This window comes from Streptomyces sp. NPDC043876, assembly GCF_056435825.1.
The window spans coordinates 88718-109470 of the sequence record NZ_JBWKDV010000017.1 but is presented as its reverse complement, the minus strand read 5'-3'; the positions used below and the strand labels follow the sequence as shown (position 1 = coordinate 109470).

At 73.0% G+C, this 20753-nt stretch carries 15 protein-coding genes and 1 tRNA gene; 13 read left to right on the top strand and 3 right to left on the bottom strand.

The genetic code is table 11. The annotated features are described in order from the left end of the window. The 12 genes from AC0693_RS35915 to AC0693_RS35860 all read left to right on the top strand — a co-directional run. Positions 1 to 173 (top strand): STAS domain-containing protein (locus tag AC0693_RS35915; protein ID WP_478804192.1); only part of this gene is annotated, 173 nt, incomplete at its 5' end. 86 nt (positions 174 to 259) lie between these two features. Next, positions 260 to 718 carry an ATP-binding protein gene (locus AC0693_RS35910; RefSeq protein ID WP_469337406.1) on the top strand — a complete coding sequence of 153 codons (459 nt, stop codon included), beginning with the start codon at positions 260 to 262 and terminating at the stop codon, positions 716 to 718. 332 nt (positions 719 to 1050) lie between these two features. Further along, a complete protein-coding gene (locus AC0693_RS35905; protein WP_478804191.1) occupies positions 1051 to 3453 on the top strand; it encodes a sodium-translocating pyrophosphatase in 2403 nt (800 codons plus the stop codon). Between the two features lie 151 nt (positions 3454 to 3604). Next, the gene (locus tag AC0693_RS35900; RefSeq protein WP_356406571.1) at positions 3605 to 4171 is read left to right on the top strand and encodes a small secreted protein; all 567 of its coding nucleotides are present in this window, start codon (positions 3605 to 3607) and stop codon (positions 4169 to 4171) included. 196 nt (positions 4172 to 4367) lie between these two features. Continuing rightward, on the top strand, positions 4368 to 6062 hold the full coding sequence (locus AC0693_RS35895) for a DUF7059 domain-containing protein (RefSeq protein ID WP_478804190.1): 1695 nt from the start codon (positions 4368 to 4370) through the stop codon (positions 6060 to 6062). Further along, positions 6017 to 6196 (top strand): hypothetical protein, encoded by a 180-nt coding sequence (locus tag AC0693_RS35890; protein ID WP_478804189.1) that lies wholly within the window; start codon positions 6017 to 6019, stop codon positions 6194 to 6196. Before AC0693_RS35895 ends, AC0693_RS35890 begins: the two co-directional genes overlap by 46 nt. 221 nt (positions 6197 to 6417) lie before the next feature. After that, positions 6418 to 9228 (top strand): type I DNA topoisomerase, encoded by a 2811-nt coding sequence (topA, locus tag AC0693_RS35885; RefSeq protein WP_478804188.1) that lies wholly within the window; start codon positions 6418 to 6420, stop codon positions 9226 to 9228. Positions 9229 to 9521: 293 nt separating this feature from the next. Continuing rightward, the gene (tmk, locus tag AC0693_RS35880; RefSeq protein WP_478804187.1) at positions 9522 to 12824 is read left to right on the top strand and encodes a dTMP kinase; all 3303 of its coding nucleotides are present in this window, start codon (positions 9522 to 9524) and stop codon (positions 12822 to 12824) included. A gap of 119 nt (positions 12825 to 12943) precedes the next feature. After that, positions 12944 to 14155 (top strand): DNA polymerase III subunit delta', encoded by a 1212-nt coding sequence (locus tag AC0693_RS35875; RefSeq protein WP_356406585.1) that lies wholly within the window; start codon positions 12944 to 12946, stop codon positions 14153 to 14155. 242 nt (positions 14156 to 14397) lie between these two features. Continuing rightward, a complete protein-coding gene (locus AC0693_RS35870; protein ID WP_478804186.1) occupies positions 14398 to 16005 on the top strand; it encodes an alpha/beta hydrolase in 1608 nt (535 codons plus the stop codon). Between the two features lie 160 nt (positions 16006 to 16165). Next, positions 16166 to 16239: transfer RNA gene (locus AC0693_RS35865), tRNA-Thr, on the top strand. Between the two features lie 105 nt (positions 16240 to 16344). Then, positions 16345 to 16848: an NUDIX hydrolase gene (locus AC0693_RS35860; RefSeq protein ID WP_478804185.1), complete on the top strand. Its 504-nt coding sequence runs from the start codon at positions 16345 to 16347 to the stop codon at positions 16846 to 16848. Here AC0693_RS35860 and AC0693_RS35855 read toward each other — a convergent pair. After that, positions 16845 to 17075: a hypothetical protein gene (locus AC0693_RS35855; RefSeq protein WP_478804184.1), complete on the bottom strand. Its 231-nt coding sequence runs from the start codon at positions 17073 to 17075 to the stop codon at positions 16845 to 16847. The genes AC0693_RS35860 and AC0693_RS35855 overlap by 4 nt on opposite strands. Positions 17076 to 17580: 505 nt before the next feature. On the opposite strand from AC0693_RS35855, the gene AC0693_RS35850 reads away from it, so the two are divergent. Continuing rightward, entirely contained in the window at positions 17581 to 18003 is a 423-nt protein-coding gene (locus AC0693_RS35850) for a GNAT family N-acetyltransferase (protein WP_468469960.1), read from the top strand. A gap of 12 nt (positions 18004 to 18015) precedes the next feature. Here the strand turns inward: AC0693_RS35850 and AC0693_RS35845 are convergent, their stop codons facing one another. Together AC0693_RS35845 and AC0693_RS35840 are read right to left on the bottom strand one after the other, a co-directional pair. Next, positions 18016 to 18693, bottom strand: a complete 678-nt coding sequence (locus tag AC0693_RS35845) for a hypothetical protein (RefSeq protein WP_478804183.1) — start codon at positions 18691 to 18693, stop codon at positions 18016 to 18018. Between the two features lie 46 nt (positions 18694 to 18739). After that, on the bottom strand, positions 18740 to 20749 hold the full coding sequence (locus AC0693_RS35840; RefSeq protein ID WP_478804182.1) for a ThiF family adenylyltransferase: 2010 nt from the start codon (positions 20747 to 20749) through the stop codon (positions 18740 to 18742). Positions 20750 to 20753 lie beyond the last annotated feature (4 nt).

Sequence of the window (20753 nt, the reverse complement as noted above, 5' to 3'; positions counted from 1 at the left end):
CCACCGGCCTCGGTGTGCTCGTGGGAGGCCTCAAGCGCGTCCGTGCGCACGAGGGCTCGCTGCGCCTGGTGTGCAACCAGGAGCGCATCCTCAAGATTTTCCGCATTACCGGTCTCACCAAGGTGTTCCCGATTCACACCACGGTGGAAGACGCCGTCAACGCCACCGACTGACGGATCCCGGCAGTAGGAGCGGGGGGTTCCGGACCACAGTGGTCCGGGCCCCCGCAAGGCACGCCCGTAATCCGAGGGGGACGCGCATGGCCACCGTTGAACTCCGCTTCAGCGCTCAGCCCGAACACGTCCGGACGGCCCGCCTGGTCGCGGCCGCCGTGGCGCGCCGGGCCGGCGTGGAGGAGGCCGTGCTCGACGAGGTCAGACTCGCCGTGGGCGAGGCCTGTTCGCGCGCCGTGGGCCTGCACCGGGGCAACGGGCTCCTCGCTCCCGTCCGCGTCGTGCTGACCGAGGACGAGAAGGTCTTCACCATCGAGGTCGGCGACGAGGTCCCCGGCCCCTCCGGCAGCCACGCCACGCCCGACTCCGGCGCGGGTTCCGACGACCCCGCCCCCGCGGCGGTGGAGGGCGACAGCGACGCCGACGACGAGATGAGCCTCGCGGTCATCAGCGGGCTCGTGGACGATCTCGAGGTGACCAGTGGGGAATCGGGCGGTGTCATCAGGATGAGCTGGCCGACGACCGGGCTCTCCGCACGCCCGTAGACGCCGCGCGACTTCCGGGGACGCGGCGCGTTCCTCCGCTTTTTCTCCTCCTAGATCTTTAATCTCATCTTCCTATGTTTTTTCGAGGCCCTGCTGAGCAGGGCCTTTTTCCTTTTCCTAGATCGAATGCACGGCGATCCGCGGCCCTTCCGTGCGGGAGCGGCGATCTGTCAATGGGTTTGCCCCATTACTACTTTCGAGGGTAATGGCGTGACGCGATCTATTGCTGAGGAGCAAGAGCAGGCCAATTCCGTTTCCCGCCCCCTGTTTTGATCAGGTGGCGCTCCCTACAATCCGTCCACATCTTGAGCTCATCACGTCAAGGAGGACGAATGACGGGGCTCTTCACCCCTCTCGCGCAAGACGGCACCGCTCAGCTCTCGGCAGCGGTGCTCACCGATGACAATCGGCTTATCGTGATCGTCATCGCGGCGGTGGCACTCGCCGCACTCGTCGTCGCACAGGTCCTGGTCCGCCAGGTCCTGGCCGCCGACGAGGGAACCGACCGGATGAAGGAGATCGCGGCGGCCGTCCAGGAGGGCGCCAACGCCTACCTGGGGCGGCAGTTGCGCACCCTCGGCATCTTCGCCGTCGTCGTGTTCTTCCTGCTCTTCATGCTCCCCGCCGAGAACTGGACGCAGCGGGCGGGACGTTCCGCCTTCTTCCTCGTCGGCGCGCTGTTCTCGGCCGCCACCGGCTACATCGGCATGCGGCTGGCCGTCCGCGCCAACGTGCGCGTCGCCGCGGCCGCCCGCGAGGCCACCCCCGCCGAGGGCGAACCCGCCAAGGACCTCACCGAGGTCTCCCACAAGGCGATGCGGATCGCCTTCCGCACCGGCGGCGTGGTCGGCATGTTCACCGTCGGCCTCGGCCTGCTCGGCGCCTCCTGCGTCGTGCTCGTCTACGCCGCCGACGCCCCCAAGGTCCTGGAGGGCTTCGGCCTCGGCGCGGCCCTGATCGCGATGTTCATGCGCGTCGGCGGCGGCATCTTCACCAAGGCCGCCGACGTCGGCGCCGACCTGGTCGGCAAGGTCGAGCAGGGCATTCCGGAGGACGATCCGCGCAATGCCGCGACCATCGCCGACAACGTGGGCGACAACGTCGGCGACTGCGCGGGCATGGCCGCCGACCTCTTCGAGTCGTACGCCGTCACGCTCGTCGCGGCGCTCATCCTCGGCAAGGCCGCCTTCGGCGACCTGGGGCTGGCCTTCCCGCTGATCGTGCCCGCCATCGGCGTCATCACCGCCATGATCGGCATCTTCGCGGTCTCCCCGCGCCGCACCGACCGCAGCGGCATGACCGCCATCAACCGCGGTTTCTTCATCTCCGCGGTGATCTCGCTGGTGCTGGTCGCCGTCGCGGTCCTGGTCTACCTGCCGTCCAGCTTCAAGGACCTGGTCGGCGTGGAGGACGCGGCCATCACCGGCCACGCCGGCGACCCGCGCGTCTTCGCGCTCGTCTCCGTGGCCATCGGCATCGTGCTCGCGGCCCTCATCCAGCAGCTCACGGGCTACTTCACCGAGACCACCCGGCGTCCCGTCCAGGACATCGGCAAGTCCTCGCTGACCGGCGCGGCCACCGTCGTCCTCGCCGGCATCTCCATCGGCCTGGAATCCGCCGTCTACACCGCGCTGCTCATCGGCCTCGGCGTCTACGGCGCGTTCCTGCTCGGCGGCACGTCGATCATGCTGGCGCTCTTCGCGGTGGCCCTGGCCGGCACCGGCCTGCTGACCACCGTGGGCGTCATCGTCGCCATGGACACCTTCGGCCCCGTCTCCGACAACGCCCAGGGCATCGCGGAGATGTCCGGCGATGTCGAGGGCGCGGGCGCCCAGGTCCTCACCGACCTGGACGCGGTGGGCAACACCACCAAGGCGATCACCAAGGGCATCGCCATCGCCACCGCCGTACTGGCCGCCGCCGCGCTCTTCGGCTCGTACCGCGACGCCATCGCCACGGCCGTCAAGGACGTCGGCGCCAAGGCCGGCGACATGGGCCTGAGCCTGGACATCTCGCAGCCGAACAACCTCGTCGGGCTGATCCTCGGCGCGGCCGTCGTCTTCCTGTTCTCGGGCCTGGCCATCAACGCGGTGTCCCGCTCCGCCGGGGCCGTGGTCTACGAGGTGCGCCGCCAGTTCCGCGAGCACCCCGGGATCATGGACTACACCGAGAAGCCCGAGTACGGGCGCGTCGTGGACATCTGCACCAAGGACGCGCTGCGCGAACTCGCCACGCCCGGCCTGCTCGCCGTGATGGCCCCCATCGCGGTCGGCTTCAGCCTCGGCGTCGGCGCGCTCGGCTCCTACCTGGCCGGCGCCATCGGCACCGGCACGCTGATGGCCGTCTTCCTCGCCAACTCCGGCGGGGCGTGGGACAACGCGAAGAAGCTCGTCGAGGACGGCCATTACGGCGGCAAGGGCAGCGACGCCCACGCCGCGACCGTCATCGGCGACACCGTCGGCGACCCGTTCAAGGACACCGCCGGCCCGGCGATCAACCCGCTGCTCAAGGTGATGAACCTGGTGGCGCTGCTGATCGCCCCGGCCGTCGTGCAGTTCAGCTACGGCGCCGACGCCAGCGCGACCGTCCGCGCGGTCGTCGCCGTCGTGGCGATCTTCGTGATCGTCACCGCGGTGTACGTGTCCAAGCGGCGCGGCATCACGGTCGGCGACGACACCGGCAGTGGCGCGGCCGAGCGGGTGGCCCAGCCGACCGACCCGGCGGTGGTCTCCTGACGGAGCGGCGACCGGCCCTCCCCGAGGGCCGCCGCAAGGGACCGAATGGCGGACGGACGGCGCGGACTGACGCGCCGTCTGTCCGTCTTTCCGCTTATCCGGATGCAGACGTGTATCTTCCGGGCCGAGAGCCTTGGAAGGGACCGATCCGGTGAACAAGAAGTTTGCGGCCGCCTTGTCCGGCGGCGCGGTACTGATGCTCGTGCTGTCCGGTTGCGGTGACGACGGCGGCAACAAGACCGACGACTGGGCCAAGAAGGTCTGCGACAAGTGGCAGCCCGAGCTGAAGAAGATCGAGGGAGCCAACGCGGACATCAAGCGCGTGGCGACCGAGAGCAGCAAGCCCGAGGACGTGCAGAAGACGGACGCGGGCGCGTTCCAGACCATGTCCGAGTCCTACAAGGCCATGGGTTCCGCCCTGACCAGCGCGGGAGTTCCTCCGGTCAAGGACGGTGAGGCGACGCAGAAGGCCGCCGTCAAGGGCTTCGAGGACACCTCCAAGGGCTACGCGGACCTCAAGACGAAGATGGACGCCCTCGACCCCAAGGACCAGGGCAAGTTCGCGGAGGGCCTCAAGACCATCGCCAGCGGCCTCGACCAGACCACCCAGGGCGGCAAGGCGGCCCTGGAGAAGCTGAAGTCGGGCGGCCTCGACAAGGCGATGAACGGCCAGAAGGGCTGCCAGGTCCAGGCGACCCCGGAGCCCTCCAAGAGCTGACGGCCCGCCCGCTGACAGGGCGTACGCCGACCAGGGCGGCCGGGACCGGAAACGGGCCCGGCCGCCCTGCCGCGCGCCCGGCCGGGTCCCCGCGGCCTCCCGCCCGGGCCGCCGGCCGCGGCCGCTTCCCGGCGCGTTCCCCGGCCGTGTCCCGTACGTCGCACGGATTCCCGGTGGCAGCGGACACAATGGACCGGTGAGTACCACCAGCCTTCCCCGCCTGCCCTCGCCCGACCGCGCCGGCGCCCTGCGCTCGGCCCTGCTCGCCGCGGGCTTCACCGCCGACGGCCTGCTCGACCTGCTCGGCGCCCCCGCCTACGCCGCGCTGGCCCGCAGCGAGACTGTTCCCGCCCTGCGCGCCACCCGGGCCGACGGCCCGCTGGCGAGCCTGGTGCGGCTGTTCCTGCTCCAGCGGCCCGTGCCGTACGACCGGGCCGCGGCCGCGCTGCCCGTCGAGGAGGCGCTGGCCGACGGCTGGCTGCGGCGCGCGGGGGACGACGTACACGCCGTGGTGGACGTACGCCCGTACGGCGGTCCCGACGGCGAGGACTGGTTCATCGTCTCGGATCTGGGCTGCGCGGTCGGCGGGGCCGGCGGGATCGGCAGCCGGGAGGAGGGCGTGGTCCTCGGCGTCGGAGGGGCCTCCACCACCCTGGCCGGGATCACCGTCCGCACCCCGGTCGGCTCGGCCCTGGACGTCGGTACCGGGTCCGGCATCCAGGCGCTGCACGCCGCGCGGCACGCGACCCGGGTCACCGCCACCGACGTCAACCCCCGCGCGCTGGACTTCACCCGGCTGACGCTCGCGCTGTCGGGGGCGCCGGAGGCCGAGCTGCTCACCGGTTCGCTCTTCGAGCCGGTCGGCGACGCGACCTATGACCTGATCGTCTCCAACCCGCCCTTCGTGATCTCCCCCGGGGCCCGGCTGACCTACCGGGACGGCGGGATGGGCGGGGACGACCTGTGCCGCGCGCTGGTCCGCCAAGCGGGCGACCGGCTGAATCCGGGCGGATATGCGCAGTTCCTGGCCAACTGGCAGCACGTCGAGGGCGAGGACTGGCACGACCGGCTGCGGTCCTGGGTCCCGGCGGGCTGTGACGCGTGGATCGTGCAGCGCGATGTGCAGGACGTGACGCAGTACGCGGAGCTCTGGCTGCGGGACGCGGGCGACCACCGCGAGGACCCCGAGGCCTACGCGCGGCGCTACGAGGCCTGGCTGGAGGAATTCGAGGCGCGCAAGACCAAGGCGGTCGGCTTCGGCTGGATCACCCTGCGCCGCACGGACGCGGCGGTCCCCTCGATCGTGGTCGAGGAGTGGCCGCACTCGGTGGAGCAGCCCCTCGGCGACACGGTCCGGGCCCATTTCGCCCGCCAGGACTACCTGCGCGAGCACGACGACGCGGCGCTCCTGGAGGGGTACTTCCGGCTCGTCGAGGAGGTCGTCCAGGAGCAGGTAGGCGCCCCCGGCGCGGAGGACCCCGAGCACGTCGTGCTCCGGCAGAACCGCGGGATGCGGCGCGCCACCAAGGTCGACACGGTCGGCGCGGGCTTCGCCGGAGTGTGTGACGGCTCACTGAGCGCCGGGCGGATCCTCGACGCGATCGCCCACCTGGTCGAGGAGGATCCGGTGCTCCTGCGGGACCGCACCCCGGAGGCGATCCGCCTGCTGGTGGAGCAGGGGTTCCTGGAGCCCGCGCGGCCGGCGAGCCATGAGTTAACCCGGGGTTGGCGCGCCGTACGCCCGGGGCTGGAAAGGTCCGGACCGGGGGAGTCCGGGGGGACTCCGGCAGCGGCTCGCGGGCCGCGCCCGCGGCGGGGGGAGACGGTATGGAGAGCGGCCCGGCGGTGTTCGCCGCAACGGTGTTCCTGCTGTTCGGGGCGATCCTGCTGACCTGGACGGGGGCGCGCGCACGGCGCGGCGCGCCGGTCGCCGAGGGCGTGCGCCACGCCGTGGCCGTACCGGTCGCGGTGCTGGCGGGCGCGGGGTCGCTGGCCCTCGGCGCGTGGTGCCTGGGCCGCCTCTGAACCGGGCGCTCCGGGGGAGGGACCGGACGGCCCCCGGACCTCCCGCGCGATGATCGGGAAGGGTCCGCCGCGCCATCCGGGCGGCAGAAGTGGCACTTGTCGGGTTACCGTTCGAGTGGCCGTTGCGGGCTTGTCCCGTTTGACACGGGGGCGGGTTGTACCGTCACACTCCGCAGCGTCGCCGTACCGCGACCGAGTGCCGACCGGAGAGAAGAGCCAAGTTGTCCCCGACTAGCGAGACCGCAAAGGGCGGCCGCCGACTCGTCATCGTCGAGTCTCCTGCCAAGGCGAAGACGATCAAGGGCTACCTCGGCCCGGGATATGTCGTCGAGGCGAGCGTCGGGCACATCCGCGACCTCCCGAGCGGCGCCGCGGAGGTCCCCGAGAAGTACACGGGCGAGGTCCGCCGTCTCGGCGTGGACGTCGAGCACGACTTCCAGCCGATCTATGTCGTGAACGCCGACAAGAAGGCGCAGGTCAGGAAGCTCAAGGAGCTGCTGGCCGAGTCCGACGAACTCTTCCTCGCCACCGATGAGGACCGCGAGGGCGAAGCCATCGCGTGGCACCTGCAGGAAGTCCTCAAGCCCAAGGTCCCCGTCCACCGGATGGTCTTCCACGAGATCACCAAGGACGCGATCCGCGACGCCGTCGCCAACCCGCGCGAGCTCAACCAGCGCATGGTCGACGCCCAGGAGACCCGCCGCATCCTCGACCGCCTCTACGGCTACGAGGTCTCGCCGGTCCTGTGGAAGAAGGTCATGCCGAAGCTGTCGGCGGGCCGCGTCCAGTCGGTGGCCACCCGCATGGTCGTCGAGCGGGAGCGCGAGCGCATCGCCTTCCGCTCCGCCGAGTACTGGGACCTGACCGGAACCTTCTCGACCGGCCGCGCCGGTGACGCTTCCGACCCGTCCTCGCTGGTCGCCCGCCTGAACACGGTGGACGGCAAGCGCGTCGCGCAGGGCCGCGACTTCGGATCCACCGGGCAGCTCAAGAGCGAGGTGCTGCACCTCGACGAGGCCAACGCGCGCTCCCTGGCCGCCGCGCTCGACGGGGTCGCCTTCGCGGTCCGCTCGGTCGAGTCCAAGCCGTACCGCCGCTCCCCGTACGCGCCGTTCCGTACGACCACGCTCCAGCAGGAGGCCTCGCGCAAGCTCGGCTTCGGTGCGAAGGCGACCATGCAGGTCGCGCAGAAGCTGTACGAGAACGGCTTCATCACCTATATGCGTACGGACTCCACGACGCTGTCCGAGACGGCCGTCACGGCCGCCCGGGCGCAGGTCACGCAGCTCTACGGGGCCGAATACCTGCCGGAGAAGCCGCGCGTCTACGCGGGCAAGGTCAAGAACGCGCAGGAGGCGCACGAGGCGATCCGCCCCTCGGGCGACCGTTTCCGCACGCCCGCCGAGACGGGTCTGACCGGCGACCAGTTCCGCCTGTACGAGCTGATCTGGAAGCGGACCGTCGCCTCCCAGATGAAGGACGCGGTCGGCAACTCGGTCACCGTCAAGATCGGCGGCCGGGCGAGCGACGGCCGCGACGCCGAGTTCTCCGCCTCCGGCAAGACGATCACCTTCCACGGCTTCATGAAGGCGTACGTCGAAGGCGCCGACGACCCGAACGCCGAGCTGGACGACCGCGAGAAGCGGTTGCCCCAGGTCGCCGAGGGCGACGCGCTGACCGGCGAGGACATCACCGCCGACGGCCACTCGACCAAGCCCCCGGCCCGCTACACCGAGGCCTCGCTGGTCAAGGAGCTGGAAGAGCGCGAGATCGGCCGCCCGTCGACCTACGCGTCGATCATCGGCACGATCCTCGACCGCGGCTACGTCTTCAAGAAGGGCACGGCGCTCGTGCCGTCCTTCCTGTCGTTCGCCGTGGTGAACCTGCTGGAGACGCACTTCGGCCGGCTCGTCGACTACGACTTCACCGCCAAGATGGAGGACGACCTCGACCGCATCGCGCGGGGCGAGGCGCAGTCCGTGCCGTGGCTCAAGCGGTTCTACTTCGGCTCCGAGGACGCCTCCGAGGTGGTCCCGGCCACCGGCGACCACCTGGGCGGGCTGAAGGAGCTGGTCACGGACCTCGGCGCGATCGACGCCCGGGAGATCTCCTCCTTCCCGGTCGGCGAGGGCATCGTGCTGCGGGTCGGCCGCTACGGGCCGTACGTCGAGCGCGGTGAGAAGGACGCCGAGGGCCACCAGCGCGCGGACGTCCCGGAGGACATGGCTCCCGACGAGCTGACGGTCGAGTACGCGGAGGAGCTCTTCGCGAAGCCGAGCGGCGAGTTCGAGCTGGGCCAGGACCCGGTCAGCGGGAACCAGATCGTCGCGAAGGACGGCCGCTACGGGCCGTACGTGACGGAGATCCTGCCCGAGGGCACCCCGAAGACCGGCAAGAACGCGGTCAAGCCGCGGACCGCGTCGCTCTTCCAGTCGATGAGCCTCGACACGGTGACGCTGGAGGAAGCGCTCAAGCTGATGTCGCTGCCGCGCGTCGTCGGCGTGGACGCCGAAGGCGTCGAGATCACCGCGCAGAACGGCCGCTACGGCCCGTACCTCAAGAAGGGCACGGACTCGCGCTCCCTGGAGACCGAGGACCAGCTCTTCTCGATCACGCTCGACGCGGCGCTGGCGATCTACGCCCAGCCCAAGCAGCGCGGCCGGGCCGCGGCCAAGCCGCCGCTGAAGGAACTGGGCACCGACCCGGTCAGCGAGAAGCCGGTGGTGGTCAAGGACGGCCGCTTCGGGCCCTACGTGACGGACGGCGAGACGAACGCGACGCTGCGGCGGGACGACGACGTCGAGACGATCACGCCGGAGCGGGGCTACGAGCTGCTCGCGGAGAAGCGGGCGAAGGCCCCGGTGAAGAAGACCGCCAAGAAGGCCCCGGCCAAGAAGGCGACCGCGGCCAAGAAGGCCACCGCGGCGAAGAAGACGACGACGGCCAAGAAGACGGCCGCCAAGAAGACGACGACGACGGCGAAGAAGACGGTGGCCAAGAAGGCCGCGACCACCCCGGCGGCGGACGAATAGCACCACCTCCGCCACCACCCGGCAGGTGGCGGCCGTACCGCTCGAACCGAGGGCCCCGCGCGCAGGCGCGGGGCCCTCGGCGGTGTGTGGGGTGGGGGCCTCTGCGGTGTGCGGGCAGGGCCGGGGCAGTGTGCGGGCGGGCCCTCGGACCGGCGCCGGGGCCGCACCGTCCAGCTGTCCGCGGGCCGTCCGCGGCGTCCGCTGACGGCTTGAGGACGGCCTGTGGACGGGCGGCGAGTGGACCTTGTCCACAGCCCTCCGCACCCGCCAAGCGCAGCGGATAGGCTGGGCGGATGACGCGAGCCGAGCAGCCAACGGTCGTCACGGCCCCCGAGACCTCCCCTTCCGCCCCGACCTACGACGAAGCCCTCGCCGCGGACTCCCGCGAGCGTGCGGTGCGCGCCCTGCTGCGCACGCCCAGGCTGCGCCGCCTGTGGAGCGCCCAGCTCGTGAGCGGCATCGGCGACATGCTCGCCCTGCTGGTCCTGGTGCTGCTGGCGCTCCAGGCCGCCGTTTCGGAAGGCTCGTTCGGCGGTGGCGCCCGCGGTGTCGCGCTCGCCGTCGCCGCGGTCCTCGGCGTCCGCGTCCTGGCCACCGTGGTCTGCGGCGCGGTCCTGCTCGGCCCGCTGACCAAGCTCACGGCGCCGGGCGGCCCGCTGGACCGCCGCTGGACCATGATCGGGGCCGACGGGGTGCGCATCGCGCTGTTCGTCGTGGCCCCGCTCTGGCTCGACTGGATCCCGGAGCACGCGCTGACCGTGCTGCTCGCGACCGTCTTCGTCTCCGGCGCCGCCGAGCGCCTGTGGACGCTGGCCAAGGAGAGCGCCGCCCCGGCCCTGCTGCCCGGACCGCCGCCCGAGGGGGCGACCGTACGGCCGCTGCCGGACCACCTGGACACCCTGCGGCGCCTGACCCTGCGTACGGCGTTCGCCGCGCTGCCGGTCGCCGCCGCCGCGCTGCTCGCGGCCACCCTGCTCGGCCGGGCCATCGGCCTCGGGGTCGACTGGTTCGCGGCGAACCAGGCCGCGCTGGGCTCGTACGTCGCCGCCGGGCTCTTCGCCGCTTCCGTCTCGCTGCTGCTGCCGCTGGTGCTCCCCGAGACGAAGACCCCGCGCCCGCGGTCCCCGCTGGAGGGGCTGCGCGCGCCGAAGGCGGGGGACCGCCCCGAGAAGGGGCGTACGGGCGCCATCCGGCTGCTCGTGCTCGCCTGCGCCGCGGTCGCCGGAGCCGTGGCCTGCGCCGTCGGCGTCGCCGCGCTGCACGCGTACGACCTGGAAGGCGGCCCGGCCACCTTCGCGCTGCTGGTGCTCGCGCTGGCCGGCGGCACGGCCGCCGGGATCCGGCTCACCCAGGCCGGGAAGATACTGCCCGCACTGTCGCGGCGCCGCCTGCTGGCCCTGGCGCTCGCCCTCACCGGGCTCGCCCTGCTGCTGAGCGGCCTGGTCGTGGACACCGCGACGGTCCTCTTCCTGACGCTGCTCGCCGGAACCGGCGCGGGCGTGGCGGCCAACACCGGGCACACGCTGCTGGACCAGGAGACCGAGGAATTCCGCCGGGCGCGGGTCACCGAGCACCTGCACGCGGCCGTCCGGGTCGCCGTCGGCCTCGGCGCCGTCGGCGCCCCGGCGCTGGCCGCGCTGATCGGGCCGCACCGGCTGGCGGCCGGCAAGGTCGTCTTCGACCACGGCGGCGCCGACTTCGTCCTCCTGCTGGTCGGCGCGCTGCTGCTGCCGGTCGCCGTGCTCGTCCTGATCAAGGCGGACGACCGCCGGGGCGTCCCGCTGCGCCGGGACCTGCGCGAGGCACTGCGCGGCGGCGAGCCTGTGCAGGCCGCCTCCGCCACCGGATTCTTCATCGCCCTGGAGGGCGGCGACGGCGCGGGCAAGTCCACCCAGGTGGAGAAGCTCGCCGAGTGGATACGGAACAAGGGCCACGAGGTCGTCGTCACGCGCGAGCCGGGAGCCACCCCGGTGGGCAAGCGGCTGCGCTCGATCCTGCTCGACGTCTCCTCGGCCGGGCTCTCGAACCGCGCTGAGGCGCTGCTGTACGCCGCCGACCGGGCGGAGCACGTCGACACGGTGGTCCGGCCCGCCCTGGAGCGCGGCGCGGTCGTCATCTCCGACCGCTACATCGACTCGTCCGTCGCCTACCAGGGCGCGGGCCGCGACCTGTCCCCGACCGAGATCGCCCGGATCTCGCGCTGGGCCACCGACGGACTGGTCCCGAACCTGACGGTCCTGCTGGACGTCTCCCCGCAGACGGCCCGCGAGCGCTTCACGGAGGCGCCGGACCGGCTGGAATCGGAGCCGCAGGAGTTCCACCAGCGGGTGCGGGCCGGTTTCCTGACCCTGGCGGCGTCCGACCCCGGCCGCTATCTGGTGGTGGACGCGGGCCAGGACCCGGAATCGGTGGCCACGGTCGTCCGGCACCGGATGGACCGGATGCTGCCGCTGTCCGAGGCCGAGGTGGCGGCGCAGATCGAGGCGCGCCGCCGGGCGGAGGAGGAAGCGCGCAGGGCCGCCGAGGCGGAGGCCGCGCGCAAGGCCGAAGAGGCGCGGCTGCGGGCCGAGGAGGAAGCCCGGCTGGCCCGGGAGGCGGAGGCCGCCCGCCTCAAGGCCGAGGCCGAGGCCGCGCGCAAGGCGGAGGAAGAGCGGCTGCGCGCCGAGGAGGAGGCCCGGGTCCGGGCCGAAGCCGAGCGGCTGCGCGTGGAGGCCGAGGAGAAGGCCCGCGCGGTGGAGCAGGAACGGCTGCGTCGGCAGGCCGAGGAAGAGGCGCGGCTGCGCGCCGAGGCCGAGGAACGGCGGCTGGAGAAGCAGCGCCGGGCCGAGGAGGCGCTGCTGAAGGCGGAGGAGGCGCGTCGGCTGGCCGAGGCTTCCGCGGCGGCGGTGGCCGCCGCGTCCGCGAAGGCCGCTGCCGAGGCTGCGGCTCGTGCTGCGGCCGAGGATGCCGCGAGGGCCGCCGCCGAGGCTGCCGCCCGGGCCGAGGCCGAGGCCGCCGCTCGCGCGGCCGCGACGGCCGCCGAGGCGCCCGCGACCCGGCGGGTGGACATGGTCAAGGAGGCGGAGGCCGCCGAGGCGCCCGCTGCCCCCGCCCCCGTCGAGGGAGCGCATCCGGCGGACGCGGTCACCGTGGTCACGCCGGTGGTGGGGCCGGACGACATCACCCAGACGGTGCCGGTTCCGAAAATTGATCCGCAGCAGGGCCCGGGGCCTGAGGCGTCGACGCCGTCGGCCTCCAGGTCTGCCGACCCCCGGACCGCGGCCGCCGCGCGTCCGGTCTCGCCGAACGAGGAGACGGCCGTGCTGCCGCCGGTCCGGAGCTCCGATCCGACGTCCCGGGTGCCGCAGCGGATCTTCCGGGATGCGGCGGACGAGCAGGGCGGCGCCGAGCGCGGGGGCGCCCGTGATGAGGGTGGCAACGGCAACGACGCCACCCGTGAGCTGCCGGTCGTGGACGCCTCCGGCCGCCCGCGCCGCCGCTCGGACTGGGCGGAGGAGACCCCGATGGACGATCTGCCGACCCTCGCGGACGAGCTGCTCGGGCCGCGGGGCCGGGGCGAGGACGACGACGAGGGCCGCCGCCCGCGCCGCCGCTGATCGGGCCCGGGCCGTGGCCCCCGAGGCCGTCGGCCGGGATTGTCAGTGGGCCCCGCCACAATGGTGGTGAGCGGTGGGTGACCGAGTGAACGCACACAGAGAGAAGGGTGGTGGGCGGCATGCCCGTATGGGACGACCTGGTGGGCCAGGAGCGCGTGCAGGCACAGCTGGCCGCCGCCGCCCGTGACGCCGACGCCCTGGTCACGGCCGACGCCGCGGGCATCGAGTCGGCGACCGGCTCCAAGATGACCCACGCCTGGCTGTTCACGGGGCCGCCCGGCTCCGGCCGGTCCACCGCGGCCCGCGCCTTCGCGGCGGCCCTGCAGTGCACGAGCCCCGACCGGGCGCTCGGCGGCGAACCGGGCTGCGGATTCTGCGACGGCTGCCACACCACCCTGATCGGCACCCACTCCGATGTGGAGATCGTCCGTACCGACCTCCTCTCCATCGGCGTGAAGGACACCCGGGACCTGGTCCGCCGGGCGCAGCTGTCCCCGGCCGTGGGCCGCTGGCAGGTCATCGTCCTGGAGGACGCCGACCGGCTGACCGAAGGCGCCGGGAACGTCCTGCTGAAAGCCGTCGAGGAACCCGCTCCGCGCACGGTGTGGCTGCTGTGCGCGCCCTCGCTGGAGGACGTACTGCCCACCATCCGGTCCCGCTGCCGTCACCTGACGCTGCGTACCCCGTCGGTCTCCGCCGTCGCCGACGTACTGGTCCGGCGGGACGGCATCGCGCCCGAGGTGGCCGCCGCGGCCGCCCGCGCGACGCAGGGGCACATCGGCCGGGCCCGCCGGCTCGCCACGGACGAGCGGGCCCGTAGCCGCCGGGCCGCCGTGCTGAAGCTGCCGCTGCGGGTGGACGACGTGGGCGCGTGCCTCAAGGCGGCCCAGGAGCTGGTCGACGCCGCCGCCGAGGACGCCAAGCAGGTGGCCGAGGAAGTGGACGTCAAGGAGACCGAGGAGCTACGGGCCGCGATGGGCGCCGCCGCGGGCACCGGCGGCCGGATGCCGCGGGGGACCGCGGGGGTGATGAAGGACCTGGAGGACCGGCAGAAGCGCCGCCGCACCAGGACCCAGCGCGACACCCTCGACCTGGCCCTCACCGACCTGATCGGCTTCTACCGGGACGTGCTGGCGCTCCAGCTCGGCTCCGGACTGGCCATCGCCAATGAGGAGATACGCCCGGACCTCGACCGGGTCGCCCGCGCGTCGGGCCCCGAGCGGACCCTGCGCCGCATCGAGGGCATCATCGCGTGCCGGGAGGCGCTGGACCGCAACGTGTCCCCGCTGCTCGCGGTCGAGGCGATGACGATGGCGCTGCGCGCGGGCTGAGCCGGCGGGGCGGGGAGCTGGGGTCCCGGCGGCCCGGCGCCCCCGCGGGGCGGCGCTCCGGTACGCCGGGGCGGGGATGACGGGGGACGCCGGTTGACCGGTTCACCCGTACGGGCGCCCGTACGGCCGCGACCGCGCCGGCCCCGTCCCGCCGGTGCGCGGGTCGCGTGCGCGCCCTGTCACCCCCGGGGCCGGGCGCGGCCTCCGGCTCAGGGGCACCGGCCAGGCCGTACGCTCCGGAGATGGACACGAGTCGCCTGCTGCGCACCACCGGAACCGTGATCGCCGCCGCCGGACTGCTCCTCTCCGGGTGCACCTCGGCAAGCTCGGGCTCCAGCGCGGCCGCTTCCTCCGGGGCCGCCAGCCGGACCGGCCCGGGCGCGGAACCCGGGGCGAGCCGGAGCGCCGGCGCGCAGTCGCCCGAGCCCACGGCGATCCCGGCCGCGCTGGCGCCGTACTACGCGCAGAAGCTGACGTGGCGGGACTGCGGTGCCCCGGGGTTCCAGTGCGCCACCATGAAGGCCCCGCTGGACTACGCGCACCCCGGCAACGGCCAGGACATCGACATCGCGGTCGCCCGCAAGGCGGCCACGGGCCCGGGCAAGCGGATCGGTTCCCTGCTGGTCAACCCGGGCGGCCCGGGAGGCTCCGGCATCGGGTACCTCCAGGCGTACGCGGGCATCGGCTACCCGGCGCCCGTGCGCGCCCGGTACGACATGGTGTCCTTCGACCCGCGCGGCGTGGCCCGCAGCGCCCCGGTGGACTGCCTGACCGGGCCCCGGATGGACGCCTACACCCAGGTGGACCAGACCCCGGACGACGCGGCGGAGCGGGCGAAGCTGGTGACGACCTTCAAGGAGTTCGCCGCGGGCTGCGAGGCGAAGTCCCGCCGGGTACTGCCGCACGTCTCGACGGTGGAGGCGGCCAAGGACATGGACGTGCTGCGCGCGGTCCTGGGCGACAAGAAGCTGACGTACGTCGGCGCCTCGTACGGGACCTTCCTCGGCGCGACCTACGCCGACCTCTTCCCCACCCGCGTCGGCCGGCTGGTCCTGGACGGCGCGATGGACCCCGCGCGCCCGGCGCTGGAGCTGAACCGGGATCAGACGGAGGGCTTCGAGACGGCCTTCCGCTCCTTCGCCCGGGACTGCGCGAAGCAGCCCGAGTGCCCGCTCGGCCACGGCGACCCGGACGAGGTGGCCGCGCGGCTGAAGGAGTTCTTCCGCAAGCTCGACGCCCAGCCGGTACCGAGCGGCGACCCGGCGCGCCCGCTGGGCGAGTCGCTCGCGACGACGGGCGTGATCGCGGCCCTGTACGACCAGGCGGCCTGGCCGCAGCTGCGCGAGGCGCTCAAGGACGCCATGAACGGCGAGGGCGCGGGGCTCCTCGGGCTCGCGGACAGCTACTACGAGCGCGACGCGCACGGCAAGTACGCCAATCTGATGTACGCCAACGCGGCGGTGAACTGCCTGGACCAGCCGCCCGCCTTCACGGGTCCGGAGGACGTGGAGAAGGCCCTGCCGTCCTTCCAGAAGGCCTCCCCGGTCTTCGGCGCGGGCCTCGCCTGGGCCTCGCTGAACTGCGCGTACTGGCCGGTCAAGGCCACCGGCGCGGCGCACCGCGCGGAAGCGAAGGGCGCCGCCCCGATCGTGGTCGTCGGCACCGTCCGCGACCCGGCGACCCCCTACAAGTGGGCCCAGGCCCTCGCGGCGCAGCTGGACTCCGGTGTCCTGCTCACCTACGACGGCGACGGCCACACGGCCTACGGCCGCGGCAGCGACTGCATCGACACGGCGATCAACCAGTACCTCCTGGAGGGCACCCCGCCCCTGGACGGCAAGAAGTGCTGACCGGCTGATCCAGCCTCCCGCAATGCCCGACTCACCCCGATACGCCCCCTGCCCCACCCCCCACGACGACCCGGTTCGGGGCACCCGGTTTAACCCTGTAGACTTGGCGCCGCTGCTGATGACAGCCTCCCTCCGGGGAATTTCTCGTCTTCCCAGCGGTGCCGCCTTAGCTCAGTTGGCCAGAGCAACGCACTCGTAATGCGTAGGTCTCGGGTTCGAATCCCGAAGGCGGCTCTGTAGAACCCCCAGGACTCACTCGCCGTGACCTGGGGGTTTTGCTATTTCCGGGGCGGGGTTGGGCTGCTGGTGGCGCGGGGTGCGGGGCCTACGCCGGCGGACATGGACACTCGCGATCTGCCGTTCGCTGTCGACGACGGCGTCCACGTGCCCGCGCCCGGTGTGGGCGAGGTCTGGGCCGTCGGTGGTGTCATCCTTCGGCCGGACGGTCGGGCGTTCGCTCAGAAGCGGAGTGTGGACCGGCGGCTGTTCGCCGACTGCTGGGACATCGTGGGCGGTCACGTCGAGGCGGGGGAGAGCGTGCTGGAGGCTCTCGCGCGTGAGGTCGAGGAGGAGACCGGCTGGCGTCTGACCCGGGTGCGCCGGTTCCTCGGCACCGCGACGTGGACGGGCGACGACGGCGGTGGACTCCGTCACGAGGCCGACTACCTCGTCGAGGTCGAGGGGGACTTGGACCACCCGGCGCTGGAATGGTCCAAGCACTCCGCCTACGACTGGTTCGGCCCCGGCGACCTTGCACGCCTCAAAGAGAACCGCGGGGCCGGTGAGTTCCTGGTGCACGACCTCATCGCGGGAGTCGTCGGAGATCTGCTGGGCGAGCCCTAACCGAGGGGCTTGGTCTTTCTCCTGGTTCGGGTTTGCCAGGCCCAGTGGGTGAGGGCGCCTACGGCCAGGGAGACGAGGATCGCGCCCCAGTCGATGACGTGGGGGAGGCCGGGGAAGAAAGCGAAGAAGGCCAGTGACGCGGCCGTGCCGGTGAGGAAGGCGATGACGCCGTCGCGGCGGGCCGTGGCTTCGCGCGTGGGGTCCTCGGGCGGGGGTTCGGGGGTCACGTGCGGCTCACTTCGTGATGTGGTGGCACTGGCTGGCCCGGCGTACGCCGTTGACGTGGATGTGGGCGCAGGCCTTGCCGTAGCGCGGAAGGGTCTGGGGCGCGTTGTCCCGCATGGGGTTGATCTTGCACTCGGTGTGGGTCTTGCCGCGGGAGGTGCGGTAGGTCTTGTTGTCGGCGTCCGCGTAGGTGAAGTCGATGCGCCCGTTGCAGAAACCCGCGTTGAGCCGTCCCCGCGCACGATGTGCGTGAACATGCAGCCCGTGGGGAACCGCAGAACGGAACTCCTCTGGGGTGCTAGGCGTTCTGATTTACGAAGCGAGTCCACTACGAAGAGTGAGCAATCTGGTGGCGTGCTGACTGCCCGTTACCAGTGTTAGCGCGGGCGGTGGTTCGGGGTGGTGGGGGTGCGAGCGGGATAATGGGCGGGTCCGGTCGGGTGCGTGGGAGGGGTGGGTATGGGGGCTCGGGTTGTGGTGCGGGAGGCTGGGAGTGGGGATGTGGAGGTGGCTGCCGGGTTGTTCCGGGGGTACCTCGACTTCTACGGGGTGAGCGGGCACGACGCGGGGGCGCCCCGGGAGTTTTTGGCCGAGCGGATGCGCAAGGGGGAGTCGCTCGTGCTGCTCGCCGATGTGGAGGGGGGTGAGGGTGCGGGTGGGACCGTGGGGTTCGCGCAGGTGTACCGGACGTTCTCTTCGCTTTCGCTGCGGCCCTTGTGGGTGCTGGGGGATCTGTACGTCGCGCCGGCCGGGCGGCGGAGCGGGGCGGGGCGGGCGCTGCTCAGGGAGACGCTGCGCCGGGCGCGGGAGGCGGGGGTGTGCGGGGTGCAGTTGGAGACGGCCTACGACAACCACGTCGCCCAGGGGCTGTACGAGGCCGAGGGGTTCGTGCGGGATCCCTATCACGTGTACGTCCACGACCTCGGCTGACGCCGTCCCCGGTCACTCCCGGACGTAGAGGCTGTTCAGGGCCCACGCGCTCAGGGCCGCGAGGGCCAGGGCCAGGGGCCACTGGTGCAGCAGGGACGGGCCGCTCGCCAGGAGTGCCGCCAGGCCGTAGAGGCTGACCAGGGTGCCCAGCACGGCCTGCAGGGCCTCCGGGAGGCGGCCCACCCGGACCAGGAGGTAGAGGACCACCGCGCAGACCGGGAAGAGCCACGGGTACTCCCGCCCCGGCCCCTGGAACAGCACCAGGTCGCGCAGCTGGGGAAACCACTCGGCCCGGAGCTCCTTGACCGCCACGTCGTGCGGGAAGCTCCAGCGCGGGGCGAGCTCCGCCGAGAGGCGCAGCGGGTACGTCCAGTCGGTCATGAGCAGCAGCTGCCAGAGGAACAGGGTCAGCGCCGCGCCCTGTCCGAAGGCGGCGGCCTCTCCCAGGCCCGCCACCGGACGTGCCTGGGAGACCGTCCGCGCCCGTACCGCTGCCCGCTCCGACGCCCGCCCCGGCGTCGGGACCGGAACCTGTCGCGTCGGGGTGGACGCGGGTGTCGGCGTCGGCCTCGGCGCGGGCCGAGCGGGGGCGGGAGGCGACTTCGGTGTCCGGGTCGGCGGTGCGGCGTTGTTGTACTTCAGGCGTGCCTCGCGGGCGCGGCGCATCGCCTCGGTCGTGTCGTCCCCCATGGCTGTTCCCCTTCCCTTCTGTCCCGCTGGCCCTCTGGCCCTCTGATCAGTGGCGGTGGCGTTGCCGGCGTTCTTCGAAGGCGCGCTTCTGGCGCCGGGTGAGGTCGGCGTCGTCGCCCGCCCGACGGCCGTGCTCGCGGGGGTCGCTGCGCAGGGAAGGGTCCCCGCACACCGGGCAGTCGGGCCGCCGTCCGGTGCGCAGCCAGATGCTCTGGAACGCGTGCTGGCCGGGTGCCTCGCCGAGCACGCGCGGGAAGAACCAGTGGTCCGGTTCCATGGCGAACAGGGCCATCGACAGGTCCTTGCGGAGCGGGGCGGTCAGGAACCCGCCGACCCGGTCGGGCCCATCGCTCGGGTGCAGCAGGGCCAGGATTACCTTCGCCGCCGCCGCGGTCAGGTGGTGGATGTCCGTGAGCAGCCCCGGTACGGCGTACAGGCGCCCGGTGCCGTAGTCGGTGCGCGGCTGGTGGCCCAGCTCGCCCAGCGATTCGCGGACCCCGCCGGTCGCGCACGACCAGCAGGGGGAGCCGGGGGTGGTGAAGACGACCTCGCCGCCCGCCGCGCCGTCGTACAGGCCGATGAAGACGGCCGGGCGGCGCAGGAAGTAGGCGAGGTGGTTGAGGCGTTGCTGCGCCTGGTTGTCGTCGGTGGCGGCGACCACGAGCTGGGCGTCGGAGATCCGCTGGTGCCAGTGGTGGTCGTCGAGCGAGGCGACGTCGCGGGCGAGCACGGTGACCTTGAGCCGCGGGTTCACCTTGCGCAGGCGCTTGGCGGTGGCCTTGGCCTTGTTGCGGCCGATGTCCCGCACCCCGAACAACGACCGGCCGAGGTTGGCCGGTTCGACCCGGTCGGGGTCGACCAGGGTGAGCCGGCCGACGCCGGAGCGGACCAGCACCTCGGCGAGGTAGCTGCCGACCGAACCGACGCCCACCAGCAGCACGTGGGTGTCCGCGAGGGCCGGGGAGAGCAGGCCCTGGGTACGGGCGAAGAGGCCGGCGCGCGCGGCCCGCGCCCGGCCGATCCCGAGCCGGTAGAGGATCCGCCGCGTCCGTCCGGGCGCCGGTGCGGAAGGGGCCGCGGACTCCGCCGGGGCGCGCGGCCCACCCGGCTGCGGCCCACCCGGCCGCGGTGCGAAGGCCTCCCCCACCCCGGAGCCCCCCACCCCGGAGCCCCCCGCCCCGGAACCCCCCGCCCCGCCGTCCGCCCCCAGCGGCTCCCGGCCGCCCGGTGGCTGCGCGGGTGGACGCCGTACGGACTGCCCCGCGCGGGAGGCGGTGGGCGCGGGCGGCGCCGTACGGGCCCCCGCGGCCCCCAGCGCCTCCCGCAGCCGGTCCTGCTGCGGGATCCGCGGGTCCCAGCCCAGCTCCCGCACGATCAGCTCGGGGTGCGGCCCGTCCGCCCCGGCCTCCTCCAGCAGCAGCGGCGGTGCCACCGGGAAGTCGGCCGTCGCGAAGAGGTGGCGCCGGGCGCCCGAGCGGTCCGGGGGCAGGGGGACCCGTACCCCGGCCACCCCGCCCACCTCGCAGGTGAGCGGGAAGGAGTCGGACCAGGTCACCCCGGCCTGCCGGAGCGCCGCGGCCAGCGGCACGACCACCGGGCGCATCGGCTCCAGCCGGACCCCGCGCTCGGTCCACATCGCGCCGAAGAAGGAGATCCGGGCGGTCTCGGTGAACAGCTCGTGCCGCTCGCCGGGGGTGACGAGGTCGTGGGTGACGATCGGTGCGAGGTAGCGCCCGAGGTCGGGCACCGCCTCCAGGGTGCGGCCGTACTCGCGGTGGTCCTGTTGGGACGGCCGGGGCATGCCCGTCGGGTGCGAGTGGATGATGCCCTTGAACCGGACCGGGCCGGCCCCCTCCATCCGCCCTATCTCGTGCAGGAGCCACGGGGTGTTGCTGTACTCCACCCGGGTCACCTGGGCGCGCGCGTCGTGGACGAAGGCGGTCAGCACGTCGCGCCCGCGCAGCCCGAGCAGGGCGCCGCCCTGCTCGGGCCGGGTCCGCCCGATGTCCCGCCCCACCTGGTCGATCACGTAGTCGAAGACATGTACGGGCAGCACGGCA